At 43.0% G+C, this 12,513-nt stretch carries 12 protein-coding genes; 2 read left to right on the top strand and 10 right to left on the bottom strand.

The window, feature by feature from the left end; translation table 11 throughout:
• Nucleotides 1–92: 92 nt before the first annotated feature.
• Nucleotides 93–3,359: a T9SS type B sorting domain-containing protein gene (locus ACLI09_RS04080; RefSeq protein WP_411418306.1), complete on the top strand. Its 3,267-nt coding sequence runs from the start codon at nucleotides 93–95 to the stop codon at nucleotides 3,357–3,359.
• Between the two features lie 21 nt (nucleotides 3,360–3,380).
• Complete coding sequence (locus tag ACLI09_RS04075) at nucleotides 3,381–4,088, top strand: class I SAM-dependent methyltransferase (protein WP_411418305.1); 708 nt, start codon at nucleotides 3,381–3,383, stop codon at nucleotides 4,086–4,088.
• A 54-nt stretch (nucleotides 4,089–4,142) separates the two neighbouring features.
• Here the strand turns inward: ACLI09_RS04075 and ACLI09_RS04070 are convergent, their stop codons facing one another.
• The 10 genes from ACLI09_RS04070 to ACLI09_RS04025 all read right to left on the bottom strand — a co-directional run bounded on the left by ACLI09_RS04070 (nucleotide 4,143) and on the right by ACLI09_RS04025 (nucleotide 12,505).
• Nucleotides 4,143–4,547: a DUF2059 domain-containing protein gene (locus ACLI09_RS04070; protein ID WP_411418304.1), complete on the bottom strand. Its 405-nt coding sequence runs from the start codon at nucleotides 4,545–4,547 to the stop codon at nucleotides 4,143–4,145.
• Nucleotides 4,548–4,576: 29 nt separating this feature from the next.
• Nucleotides 4,577–5,209, bottom strand: a complete 633-nt coding sequence (locus ACLI09_RS04065) for a 7-carboxy-7-deazaguanine synthase QueE (protein ID WP_411418398.1) — start codon at nucleotides 5,207–5,209, stop codon at nucleotides 4,577–4,579.
• A gap of 102 nt (nucleotides 5,210–5,311) precedes the next feature.
• Nucleotides 5,312–7,015, bottom strand: coding sequence for a tetratricopeptide repeat protein (locus tag ACLI09_RS04060; protein WP_411418303.1), 1,704 nt, complete (start codon nucleotides 7,013–7,015; stop codon nucleotides 5,312–5,314).
• Between the two features lie 34 nt (nucleotides 7,016–7,049).
• Nucleotides 7,050–7,964, bottom strand: a complete 915-nt coding sequence (locus ACLI09_RS04055; protein ID WP_411418302.1) for a PstS family phosphate ABC transporter substrate-binding protein — start codon at nucleotides 7,962–7,964, stop codon at nucleotides 7,050–7,052.
• Between the two features lie 131 nt (nucleotides 7,965–8,095).
• Complete coding sequence (locus tag ACLI09_RS04050; protein WP_411418301.1) at nucleotides 8,096–8,344, bottom strand: hypothetical protein; 249 nt, start codon at nucleotides 8,342–8,344, stop codon at nucleotides 8,096–8,098.
• A gap of 12 nt (nucleotides 8,345–8,356) precedes the next feature.
• Entirely contained in the window at nucleotides 8,357–9,184 is an 828-nt protein-coding gene (locus ACLI09_RS04045) for an energy transducer TonB (protein WP_411418300.1), read from the bottom strand.
• Between the two features lie 20 nt (nucleotides 9,185–9,204).
• Nucleotides 9,205–9,759 (bottom strand): ExbD/TolR family protein, encoded by a 555-nt coding sequence (locus ACLI09_RS04040; RefSeq protein ID WP_411418299.1) that lies wholly within the window; start codon nucleotides 9,757–9,759, stop codon nucleotides 9,205–9,207.
• Between the two features lie 25 nt (nucleotides 9,760–9,784).
• Entirely contained in the window at nucleotides 9,785–10,432 is a 648-nt protein-coding gene (locus ACLI09_RS04035; RefSeq protein WP_411418298.1) for an ExbD/TolR family protein, read from the bottom strand.
• 84 nt (nucleotides 10,433–10,516) lie between these two features.
• Nucleotides 10,517–11,350 (bottom strand): MotA/TolQ/ExbB proton channel family protein, encoded by an 834-nt coding sequence (locus ACLI09_RS04030; RefSeq protein ID WP_411418297.1) that lies wholly within the window; start codon nucleotides 11,348–11,350, stop codon nucleotides 10,517–10,519.
• Between the two features lie 420 nt (nucleotides 11,351–11,770).
• On the bottom strand, nucleotides 11,771–12,505 hold the full coding sequence (locus ACLI09_RS04025) for a hypothetical protein (RefSeq protein ID WP_411418296.1): 735 nt from the start codon (nucleotides 12,503–12,505) through the stop codon (nucleotides 11,771–11,773).
• Nucleotides 12,506–12,513 lie beyond the last annotated feature (8 nt).

The raw sequence follows: 12,513 nt of genomic DNA, 5'->3' as shown, positions 1-12,513 counted from the left end.
TATAATAATTAACTAACTTGCGTGTTATTATTATCTGCTATTAAAAAGATTAAGTCATTAAGAGAAAATTTATCATATGGTATACCATTTTGTTGCTGCTATTATGTAGCATAACATGTTATGCCCAAAATTTTACACTTAACATTACTTCTACCGAGGCGACTTGTGCCGCCGGAGGAACCCTGACCTTTTCGGTAGCAAATGAGATACCCGGGACACCCATAACTTATACTGTATATCTCTTGCCCGATATTGCAAACGCGGTTGCACAAACTGCAACTACTACAGTAAGTGATTTACCTCCAGGCAATTATTATGTTACTGCTACCCAAAATTCTGATGGCGGTGTTGTTACGGCAATTGCACAAGAAGAAATTGAGGATAATTCGCAGCTTGCTTTTACGATAATAGATACCACACCTTTATGCGGCGATGGTAACTTAGGTAACGGTGAGTTTACCGTAAATGTAACTTCCGGCATTGCTGCCACCTACCAGATTACTGACTACCCTACCCCCCTGCCCGCGCAAACATCACCGACATTTTCCGGCATCGAACAGGGATATTATGAGATAACCGTAACCGATATATGTGGGAACCAGGTTTTAGAATATGCTATAATCGCCCCGGATATACGTTTTCAGGTTGATGCGTTAAGCTATTCAGCTGTTTACCCCGATTGTAATGAAATAGCGACAAAATTGAAGATAGTAGCTGATCCTATGGAAGGGCGCGCGCCTATAGCTTACCCGTTAACAGTTGTATATACCATACACCCTGAAACCGGTGATGATATTGTTATTGAGCAGGAAGTAGCGTCGGGCGACCCGTGGTTACTTGAGGTGGAGCAAATATTGCCCGAGGCGATACCCGGCGAGATACTTGAAGTAGATGTATTAGTAGTATACCCGTGCGGCACTGCACAGTACGTGGGATGGGGTATGCCGCCCGGCCAGCCCGACATTCCTGTGAGAGAATTAACGATAACTGATGAAACGCTTCCCGCTGTATGCGGACAAAAATTCCTTACCATAGACGTAAGGAACCTTGTGTTGCCTTACACACTTGTATTTACACAATATCCGGAAGGTTTTGACCCCGAAGCTGCTAACCCATCCTACCTTAGCCCCCATACTGAGACCCACCTTGAATTTGGCAATTACAACCTGCCCGTTCCCATAGGCTTTTACAAGGTTACGGTTACAGATGCCTGTGGCAATTCAGAAAATTTACTGCTTACTGTTACACCTTCTGCCCAGGTTGTATATACCGAATATAATTTTGATTGTATAAACAACCTTGGCGGCCTCACTGCCAAACTGGAAGGTTTTGAAGTTGAAATAAACCTGGCCACCGCTACCTTGCTCACCGCCCCCGCCGAATATGAGGCTGAGCTACCGCTTGATGTTACCCCATACATAAATGATGAGCATGTACTGGAATTAGCAGAGCTGCCACCCGGCACCTATAAGCTTAAACTTGCCGACGAATGCGACAATTCATTTGAAAAATCTATTTTAGTACGCTCGTATGTACCCTCAACCATGCTCGGTGAAACCCGGCCCGATTGCGAGCCCGGTTTTGCCACAGTAAAAATAACGACTCCAAACCCGCCCCTTTTAGGAATGACCATTCTTAACGCCCCTGATGGTTTTCCCTATCCGTTGCCCTATGACGCATCGTTTAACATCAATACAGATGGTGTTTTTTATATGGACGGACTGCCCGAAGGCGACTATAGGTTTTTAGGCCGGGATGCATGCTATAACCCTGATAAACCCAGATATTATTCGCCTACGATAACAGGCTACCAAGTAATTACAAATGACCTGCAAATTGTACCGGGATGTGATGAATATGACATTACCCTTAACTATGTAAGCAATGCCACCGATGAAAATTTTTGGCTGCAAAAAGAAATCAGCGTGGGTGTATGGGGACATCCGGTAACCGGCGTAATTTATACTGAAGGCACTGCCCCCACCGTGGATACTGGAGTACAGTTAACTAATGATGAAACCTTTACTGCAGCGGGATGGGAGGGTAGCTATCGCATTTTAAGACACCACCAGCCTTTTACACCGGTAACAGCCTACAAAGATTGTACAGAAGAAATACATCATTTTGACCTGTACCAGGGCTTACAGCTATTAGAAACTAATATATTAAGCTGCCCCGGGGCACCAATAGACCTTGAATTAATTACTAACGGAGCCTCCCCTGTTACGCATACTATTATACGCAAAAATAACGTACCCTACCTTATACAAAACGGCCAAAACAACATCTTTACAGGGCTTGAAGCGGCAACCTATACTATCGAAATTACCGATTTCTGTTCCCGTAGCATCACTGTTGATATTGTTACACAGGATGCCACACCACTTATCGTAGTAAACGATCCGGGCACGTTATATAGCTGCGACGTAAAAAATGACGGCACCGATATATTTACACTGTCATTACAGGACGAGGGGATACTGGGTAGCCAGGATCCCGATGAATATACCGTAACCTATCATGCGACCCAGGATGATGCCAACGCCGGAAGCGCCGCGCTACCAAATGAGTTTATTAGCAGCCCCACAACAGTATATGCCCGTGTTATAAAAAATGACACCCCGGGATGCCATGGCACAATTGCCTTTAACCTGCGGCTGTATGAGGTACCGGAACTTGATATGAAAACACCGGTTGCATTTTGTGCCGGCCAAAGCGTAACTCTTAACCCACCTCCGGGGTTTATAAGCTACAGATGGTCTAACGGCATTACAACCCCGCAAAATACGGTAAGTACCGAAGGGCTTTATATACTAACGGTTACCAATGCTAACGGTTGCGAAACTTCGCAAACCATTACAGTAGTAACATCTCCCGTCCCGGAAATCGCAGCTGTAGATATTACGGATTTTACGGATAATGAAAACAGCATTACCGTTTGGATTAAACCCACGCCGGTGCCTGTATATCCCGAGTATTCGCTTGACGGAATAAATTTTCAGGAAAGCAATGTGTTTCAAAACCTCGAGCCGGGCATATACACCGTTTTTGTACGCGATAGCTTTGGCTGTGGATTGGACTATGAAACCGTGTACCTGCTTACATACCCGAGGTATTTTACCCCAAATGGTGACAGTTATAACGACAAATGGCGCATAAAATACGCTACCGCTGCTGAACCAAATCTGATGGTGTATATTTATGACCGCTTTGGTAAGCTCATTACCGGTTTTGATTCCCGCAATACAGGCTGGGATGGCACACTAAATGGCGCCCCGCTCCCGTCTGACGATTACTGGTTTGTAGTAAAAAGGCAAAATGGCACAGAATTTCGCGGGCATTTTGCGCTGATTAGGTAATTTTGTAGAAAAGCAGCAAAGATGAAAGACCTTTTTGGCAAAGCCATACTGGATTACCAAACCAATAACCATCCTGAAGACCTTATTACCGAAACCTCAATAAGTGAAGCGGACGAGATGAGTGTGGCCTACCTGTTCAGGGATTATAAGGCAATGCCCCCGATAGAACAAAAAGCCATGGAACTGGCTAAAGGCAGCGTGCTCGATGTGGGCTGTGGTGCCGGCAGCCATACCCTTTACCTGCAAGACATCCGAAAACTTGATGTAACGGCCATAGACATTTCAGAAAATGCGATAAAGGCCTGTAAACTACGGGGGGTGCAAAATGCTTTTACCGAAGACATACGCGTTTTAAATACCGGGCAAAAATATGACACCATATTGCTGCTGATGAACGGTACCGGCATTTTTGGCAAACTAAGCAACATATCGGCCTACCTGCAAAAACTGAAGTCACTTTTAAACCCCGGCGGACAGGTACTTATAGATTCGTCTGATATTATTTATATGTTTGATGACGATGAAGATGGGGGCAAGTGGATACCGGCTGGCGGCTACTATGGCGAACTGACCTTTAGCATTAGCTATAAAGGCGAAACGGAAACGGAGTTTGACTGGCTTTACCTTGATTATAACACCTTTCAAAATGCTGCATACGCCAACGGTTTTGAATGCGAACTGGTGCTTGAAGGTGAACACTTTGATTACCTTGCTAAACTTTCGATATAAAAAATAGCCGGAAAAACCGGCTATTTTTTATGTATTATATTATTATACAGGAGATTACTGCATATATTTCATTACAAGGTTATTTATTTCGCCTGCTATTTCCTGAGAGTCCTGCATGCTTGCTTCAGATTGCTTTAACGCCTTTTCAGCCATCTTTTTACCTAACGGAGATTCGTAAAATTTGATAATCTGCTTTACTTCATCATGTGTAAATTCAGCAATGTAAAAGTTAACCTGCTTATCCACCATCGGTTTTAGTACAGCGTCAAACTCTTTCAGGAATGCCTGCTGCTTGGCGGCTGGTATCATGGTTACCACCTGCTTTTTAGCCAGCTCCATTTGCGAATTAGCGCCCGAAAGCTGCAATAATTTCTGAACATCTGCCTTAAAAGCGGTGTCCTGCGCCATTCCTATATTTGCCACAAGAAAAAATACTGTAGCGATAAATATTTTTTTCATCTAAATGCAATTTGGTTATAAATTATATTTTAAGGTATATTAAGATATTTGTGTGTTTGCAGCGATACCCGCCACTTGGGGTTTGCCATTACATAATCTACTATAAGTGGTGTCATCTGCTCCCTCCTGCTCCACTCAGGCTGCAGGAAAAGTATGGCACCTCCGTTAACTTTGGCCGCCTGCTCTTCGGCAAATATAAAGTCATGTTTATTATGTATTATAACTTTAAGCTCGTGCGCATTATCGTATACTTCCTGCGTGGGCAGTTTCATTTTTTTTGGCGAAAGGCATATCCAGTCCCAGGTTCCGCTTAGCTTATACGCCCCTGAAGTTTCAATATGCACACGCATGCCCTGCTGCTTTAGCGCTCCGGTAATAGGGCCCATATCCCAGGTTAGGGGTTCACCTCCGGTTATTACTATTGTCTTTGCATACCTGGCTGCATTCAGGGCTATGGTATCGATATGTGTTGGCGGATGCAGGTCGGCGTTCCAGCTTTCCTTAACGTCGCACCAGTGGCACCCAACGTCGCAGCCTCCCACGCGAATAAAATAAGCCGCCGTACCAGTATGGTAACCTTCGCCCTGTATGGTATAAAATTCTTCCATAAGGGGTAGCATTTCACCCTTTTCAACCGCCAGCTGTAACTCCTTCTTCAACATTGTAATCATCTAAATAGGGTGCAAAGATACATATTATTACCATACCTGTAAAAAAGTAAGGCCCCGCATTGCAGGGCCTTAATCTCTTATATCAAATTACTGTTATTTTAGTTTTGCCAGTTCACCTTTAACATAGGTATCGGCAGGGTCTATGGCAAGCGCCTTTGTAAAGTAATCTTTAGCTTTTGCTTTATCGGTAACGGCATAGTAAGCGCCTGCATTAGAATAGGCCTCTAAAAGGTTTTTACTCTGCTTTGTTACTTCGGCAGCGCCAGCAGTATTAACTATCTCAATATACTTGTCGTAGCTTTTTGCCATTTCGATATATGATTCATTACTGGCTATCGCCTGGTTTATTTTTGCTTTATAAAGGTATGCATCCTGCGATGTAGGCGAAAGCTCTATAACCTTTGCGAGTGCAGTATCTGCTTTTTTAAGCTGATCTACATATGCTTTTTTCGCTTCAGGCGTTTTGTTTACATAATCATAGTATGTAGAATACGCAAAGTAGAAATTATCTTCGAACAGGCTCCTGCTGTTTGGGTTTGTTGTAGCAACATCAAATACAATGGCTGCGGGGCCATACAATTTACCCTTAAAGAGTTTTTTAGCAATGGCATTAAACTCGTTTGTAATGTTAATATCCATCTCCGCTGCTTTCTTTATATTAGCAATAGCCTCATCAAAAACAACCTGGTCTTTTATAATGCTGTTGCCCTTACCATCATCACCTACTGTTGTTGCAAGCTGTGCAAGGCCCAGGTACAGGTAATCCCTTGCTATAACTCGTTTAGGCTCTACTTTAGCAAGAAACTCCTTCATTGCCTTAAGGCTACCTTCAAAATTACCATTTTCATATGCTGAGTACGCAAGGTAACGCAGTATACGCGGGTTAACTTTATCCATCTGCTGCATAGTGTTAGCCTCTGTCTCAAGCGCTTTGTAGTCGCCTGTAAGCAACAGGAAGTCAGCATACCTCATACGTGAGTTAAGTGAGTAGTCTGTAAGGCTCATATATTTTCTATATGACTCAAGTGCTTTTGCATTATACTCTTTTTTCTTAGCATATTCTGCGTTACCCCATTTATAATAGGTTTCGGCAAGCTCACGGTATACAGGACCATAATTAGCATTTTTTGCAACTATCCCCTCAAAAAACTTAACAGCTTCAGGAAAAGCCGCACCGGTGTTTTTAGTGATTACACCAAGCTGTAGCTGCGCCCTAAGCAAAGATGGGTCAAGCTCAGACGCCGTGCGGAAATTTTTATAAGCATTGTTCTGGTCGTTGCTACGATAATATGCTTCGCCAAGTGCAAGGTATGCCGGGGCATATTTAGCATCTTTAGCTACAGCCTTGTTAAGCACAGCAATTGCTTTTGCGTAATCAGGCGTATCAGCAGTGGTGTAAGCCTTACCTATGTATACAAGTTGCTCGACATCCTTCTTCTTAAGGTTTTTTTCAACCGCGTCAAATTTAGTTTGCGCAGCGGCGGCACTACCGTTGTTAAGGTCAATATGGCCAAGGCCTATAGTATTATAATCAGCATCGTTTTTAGCCTTAGCTCCTTTATTAAAATACATCGCGGCAGAATCCTGCTCCGTTTGGGTAAGATAAACTTCGCCTAATAAAAAGTAGTTTTTACCTTCATCCGGGTTTGAGCTTATCAGCGATTTTAATGTGGTTTTTGCTTTTTGGTACTGCTCAGCATCAATTGCTTTTTTGGCATCGTTAGCATCCTGGGCGTGTGCCATGCCAACAAGCATTAATGCTAAACCGAGGAATTTAAATTCTTTAATCTTAGTCATTTTAATTCTTCTTTTAATATTTAGTGTTTACTGTTTATCTAATCTCTATCTCCCTGTAGGGCATCGTTTCGGGTACCAGCCCCGACTTTAAAATAATACGCTGCCCCTCGGGTGCACTGATGTAATTTGCAAAACCCATGCCTAACGCCCTTTTTCCCTGATAATTTAACAAATAGAGTTTACGGGTAAAAGGGTATAAACCTGTGGCTATGTTGCTTTGGGAAGGCTTATAGTACTTGGCAGTATCCCCTTTCCCTTTAACATTATTAACGCTTAGCACGCGAATGTTTTCTACAAGCTTTGTCATATTGCCCGGGGTTTGCACAAGCCAGTTAACGCCAATAAAACCTACCGCATTAGGGTTGTTACTTACAAATGTAAGCACTTCAGCAGTATTTTTTAGCGCATAAACGTTTTTTAACGGGATTTTATCTACACCGGCTTTATCCATAATATAGCGTAATGTACTTGAACCGGGATTATCAAAAACCAGCTGTGTGCCGGGAACTGTAGAATCACCACGCATGATGCGGTAGATGTCCTCAATGTCGACGATAGTATCAGCAGCATTTTTAGCGGAAACAAGCGCAAGGGCGTCAGTAGCGAAAAGCGTACTGCGGGTTTGTATGCCCTTTTTGGCGAAGTGTGCCTCCTCACCCTTGGTAAGTTCACGGGTTAGCACGGCAACATCGGCAGAATCATGAAGGAGCGCGTTTACAATATCCGTTTCGCTACGGTTTATCTGCGTAATTTTTGCGTTTGTATATATGCTTTGAAACACAGCGGTAACATCTTCTGCAATGGGCTGCACGGTGTTATCCACCTGCAAGGTAACAGTGCCCGACGTTTCGGTTTCCGTCACTTCCTGAGTGCCGGAAGCTTGTTTACAGGCAATAAACGAAAAGATACTTATCACGGCCAGAAGAATAACTATGCGGATATATTTCATTTGGTATTCATTACTTTTTAAAGGATTTCCCCAAAATAGTTTCCGGTGGCAATTACACAATTATTTGCCTTACCTAAATTTTGATAGTACCGGAATACAACTCCCAGTGCCTATTGAAAAACCTGCTTGTGTTAATCTACTTCTTTAAATTTTTGCCATGACCGTATAAAACGCGTTATAGCATATATAATCATTATCGCGGCCATACCCAGCCTGCCATTGTAACTTATGTTGAGCTCTATGTGGCGGGCAAATATTAAAAACAACGCGAAGCCTATAAATGTAAGGATAATGCACAGGTGTAAAACGAACAGAAATCGCCTGTTGAGCGATTTCTGTGAGTCATAGCGCTGCGTCCTTCTTCTGTAAGATGATGCCATCGCCGTATTAATTTAAGACCTGATATTGATGGTAATAGGAAGGTTGTATTGTGCCCTTACCGGCTTACCATTCTGAATACCCGGAGACCATTTTGTTTTTAAAGATTTAAGCACACGCTCTGCTTCCTTACCAAGGCCAAAGCCCGGATCCCTAAGCACTTTAATAGCGGTAAGCGTACCGTCTTTCTCAACAACGAATGACACATATATCTTAGCTGTCATATCGTTATCTAATTCAGGAATCCTGAAGTTTTTGTTTACATATTTGTAAAAAGCCTCTATACCACCCGGATACTCAGGCTGTACCTGTAGTCCCGCAGAATTGTATACAGTAACATCGGGAGCCTCAACACCTTTATCAAGGTCGCCCGCAGGCTTGCCTATCACAATGTCTCCCATGTTAGGGTCAGCCTCTTTGTTACGTGAACTTGGGTCAGCTTCCTTAAACTGCTCTATCTTAGGAGGGTCTTCAGGAACTTCTTCTTTCTTAGCAGCTTCAAGCGGCTTAAATTTTACCTCATCCACTACAGATTTCGGCGCCTGGTATACCTCTTCCACCGGTGGTGGTGGTGGTGGTAGCGGTTCCTCTTCCTTTGGTGGCTCTACTATCTCGGCAAGTTCTACTTCCTTAACCTGCTCTTCGGCCACCTCACCCTTAGGTAGGCTGCTTATAATGATAGGCGCGGCAATAGCAAGCGAAAAAAAGATAGAACCGGCTATAAGGGCAAGAACGGTAGTCTTAGGGTTCTCTTTCCTAAGCGCATATGCCCCGTATAGTTTATTGCGGCCTTCGAAAACCATATCGATCCACTGGCCGCTAAAAATATTAATATTTGCCATAATTCATTCTTTATAGGTGGTTAGTACAGTCCTTTTTCCTTTAAAAGGTCTACTTCAGGCGTAGTAATATCGCCAATAGCGTATAACTGTACCTTATTAATAGCCATTTCATCAAGGATATCCACAAGGTTTTTGTAGTTAGACTTGTCGCTGGCTTTAATGTTCACAATAAGCCCTTCATCCGGTTTCTCCGCATGCTGTTTGGCATAGGCTGTATTCTGGATAATTACTTTCCTGATACCGTCTTTCCCATAGGCAGCCTCTGTAGGAGCCATCCTCGGTGTAGCAAACTGCCCCATATACCATATAAGCTTGTTGTCCTTACCTATCAGTATGGTCATCATCCTGTCTTCAGGAACTTTAGTGTCTGAATCAGGTTTATTCGGTTCATCAGTTTTATCCGGCATTGCCAAAGGCATCGACTGTGGTTTTGACAGCGTAGTGGTAAGCATAAAGAAGGTAATCAACAGGAACGCAAGGTCCACCATTGCGGTAAGGTCAACCCCGGGGTTGCTTTTCTTACTCCTTACCTTTTTACCATCGCCGCCACCGCCGCCGGTATTTAATTCTGCCATGTTATGTTATGGTTTAATACAGTTATTAAAAATCTTCGTTACGTAATCCTGTCACAAGAAAAAACCTGTTTTTATGTTGTGCCTGCAGGATGTCAATCACTCGCTTAATGGTAGGGTAGCTTTCTTTAGCATCCCCCTTAATAGCGATATCAAGGTCTTTAAATTTCACTTCGGTATCACCCGCTGCAATCTTATCGTTAAGATACTGCTTGTTAGCTTCCCTCGCCTGCTCTACCCACATACCTAACTGGTCGTTTATAGAGTCAAACGGTATACCTTCCTGTATACCCGGCCTGTTCCTTGCTTCACCTTTAAGCTCCAGCAGCGATTTTAGCTTGCCCAGCGGCACACCAAAACCTTCAAGGCCGTCAAACTTTTTATAGTCCGTCTCACTAAAAGAAACCTTTTTAAGGTCGGCTACCCTTTCAAGGGTACCTCTCCTGATGCTCCTGGGTATTGTAAAGAACACCGAGCTATCGCCCACGGTAATAACAGCCACTCCATCTTCCGGAAGCTTATCTATAACCGTAGAGGCAGGTGTATCTACCGGTTTGGGCTCAGGCTGCTTAGCGGTAGCCGTCATAACAAAGAAAGACAGCAAAAGGAATGCCACGTCGCACATCGCGGTCATGTCTATCCTGGTACTCTTTCTGGATATTTTATGTTTAGCCATTATTATTATGTTTTTCAGCTTACTGAAAGCATACCTTAAAGATATGCTTTCCCGCTGTATTATTTAAAACTTTTAACTCTTTAATTATGCGTTGTTTGCACGAGCCCTAAACCTTCTGTATGTTTGGGTAATTGCAAAACCAGCCTCATCGATAGAGTAGGTAAGTTTGTCAATTTTAGTTGTGAACAGGTTGTAAGCGATAATTGACACGGTAGAAGTACCGATACCTGTAGCCGTGTTAATAAGCGCCTCAGAGATACCTACCGCAAGCTGGGCTGAATCGGGAGTAGAACCTGCACCCATCGCAGAGAACGCCTTAATCATACCTGATACTGTACCAAGAAGGCCAACAAGTGTACCAATTGATACAAGTGTAGAAAGGATAACAAGGTTTTTCTCAAGCATTGGCATTTCAAGAGATGTAGCCTCTTCTATTTCCTGCTGGATAGCAGCTTCTGCCCTTTCACTATCAAAACCTTCGCGTTTTACTTCTTCATATTTAAGAAGGCCGGCTTTTACCACGTTAGCTACTGTACCTTGTTGCTTGTCGCACTCAGCAAGAGCCTGGTTAATATCGCCATTTTTAATCTGAGACTGTACTTTAGCTACAAAACCTTCAACATTGCCTTTACCACCTGCTTTAGAAATTACCATAAACCTCTCTATAGAGAACACAAGAGCCATTAATAATAAGCCTAAAAGTACGGCAACGATAGGACCACCTTTAAATACTGTACCTAAGAACCCTAGTGGATGCCCATCGGTAGTGCCACCCTCAAAATTGTTAGGGTTACCCATGATAAAATACCATACACCACCACCTACTAAAAGACATATAGCTATTGCGAGTCCTGCAAATATATTAGACCCCTTAGAAGCTTCTTTTTTTTCAACTTTCTGAACAGATGCGTTTGCCATTTTTTTTAAAATTTAGTTTTCTGATTTTTTAATAATAGTTCTTATTGTTAACTTTATTTCCATAAGATTGGCAAATTTATATTATTAGGTGGTAAAAAAAAACAAATTCTATTTTTTTATGCATCCTTAACAATAATTTGTTGGACTTTTTTGCCAACCCCTCCCTGCAACAGGGAGGATTTTTATTACGCAAATTCAATTTTTAGCAATATACCCCATTATCGATTAATAAATTATCCCTTTTACGTTTGTTTGCGTATAAATAACACAAAATGCATTGGTTTATTGTATAGCGCACACGATTTAGTAAAAATAACCTTTTATATTGGTAAAAGAGACTATAAGTACTCAAAAAAATCGATAAAGTGATGTTGATTGACGACGAAAAACTGCTAAAAAACGTTTGAGCAGCCCTTGTTTTTATTCCGGTGTCCCTACCGGGTCATAACCCTGCACTTCCCATGCCGGGTTAATCAGGTCTACATAATAGTAGTGCACGGCGTCGTTCTTATCAAAAGCTCCATTCTTGTTGATATCCTCAAGCGTGCGGAAATAAATGCGGCTTTGCGCCTCTACAAGGCTCCAGTCTACCAACTCCTGCACGTCGCCGCTTAGTTTTTTAAAGCCGGCCCCGCTGATGTTGCTTATGTAAAGCGACTTTATATCATTAGCATCTACTTTGCCATCCTTATTGGTGTCGCTATCTACAAGGGCATACAACAGTAATTGCCTGCCTGTTTTAGCTGCAACGGTGTTAAGGTAGGTTACCGTTTGTATCTGCACTTTCTTATCAGTAAGCGGGCGCAGCGCGGTACTGTCTGTATGCTGAAATTTAAGGTTCTGCAAGTACCCGGTTATCTCAAAGCGGTTGTAGTTAGATATGGCATAGCTTACCTGGCCGCCGGTACGGCTGCTACCATAGCTGCGGTTGCTGTCATCATATATACGGATGTCGCCCACAGGGTGTATAAGGTATTTTGTGCCTTCCATGTGCACGGGCAGGTCGGCCACTTTTATCTGGGTAGAATCCGGTTTTTTAGGCGCGGGGGTTTCCTTATCCTGGCTGTAGGCAACTTTAGGCTTGGGCTTTTCCTCCTTGCATCCGGTAAGGGAAAGGGCAGAAATCACGCACACTATAAGGCTGTATTTTTTCATAAGCATGG

The sequence above is a fragment of the Flavobacterium sp. RHBU_24 genome, from assembly GCF_046613695.1.
In the GTDB taxonomy this organism is placed as follows: Bacteria; Bacteroidota; Bacteroidia; order Flavobacteriales; family Flavobacteriaceae; genus Flavobacterium.
The sequence above is the reverse complement of the archived record's forward strand: the minus strand, read 5'-3'. Positions and strand labels throughout refer to the sequence as shown.

Bases quoted from the DNA above. Each gene is read 5' to 3' on its own strand.
- ACLI09_RS04075 (WP_411418305.1), top strand. From the start codon at position 3,381: ATGAAAGACCTTTTTGGCAAAGCCATACTGGATTACCAAACCAATAAC.
- ACLI09_RS04070 (WP_411418304.1), bottom strand. From the start codon at position 4,547: ATGAAAAAAATATTTATCGCTACAGTATTTTTTCTTGTGGCAAATATA.
- ACLI09_RS04065 (WP_411418398.1), bottom strand. From the start codon at position 5,209: ATGTTGAAGAAGGAGTTACAGCTGGCGGTTGAAAAGGGTGAAATGCTA.
- ACLI09_RS04060 (WP_411418303.1), bottom strand. From the start codon at position 7,015: ATGACTAAGATTAAAGAATTTAAATTCCTCGGTTTAGCATTAATGCTT.
- ACLI09_RS04055 (WP_411418302.1), bottom strand. From the start codon at position 7,964: ATGAAATATATCCGCATAGTTATTCTTCTGGCCGTGATAAGTATCTTT.
- ACLI09_RS04050 (WP_411418301.1), bottom strand. From the start codon at position 8,344: ATGGCATCATCTTACAGAAGAAGGACGCAGCGCTATGACTCACAGAAA.
- ACLI09_RS04045 (WP_411418300.1), bottom strand. From the start codon at position 9,184: ATGGCAAATATTAATATTTTTAGCGGCCAGTGGATCGATATGGTTTTC.
- ACLI09_RS04040 (WP_411418299.1), bottom strand. From the start codon at position 9,759: ATGGCAGAATTAAATACCGGCGGCGGTGGCGGCGATGGTAAAAAGGTA.
- ACLI09_RS04035 (WP_411418298.1), bottom strand. From the start codon at position 10,432: ATGGCTAAACATAAAATATCCAGAAAGAGTACCAGGATAGACATGACC.
- ACLI09_RS04030 (WP_411418297.1), bottom strand. From the start codon at position 11,350: ATGGCAAACGCATCTGTTCAGAAAGTTGAAAAAAAAGAAGCTTCTAAG.
- ACLI09_RS04025 (WP_411418296.1), bottom strand. From the start codon at position 12,505: ATGAAAAAATACAGCCTTATAGTGTGCGTGATTTCTGCCCTTTCCCTT.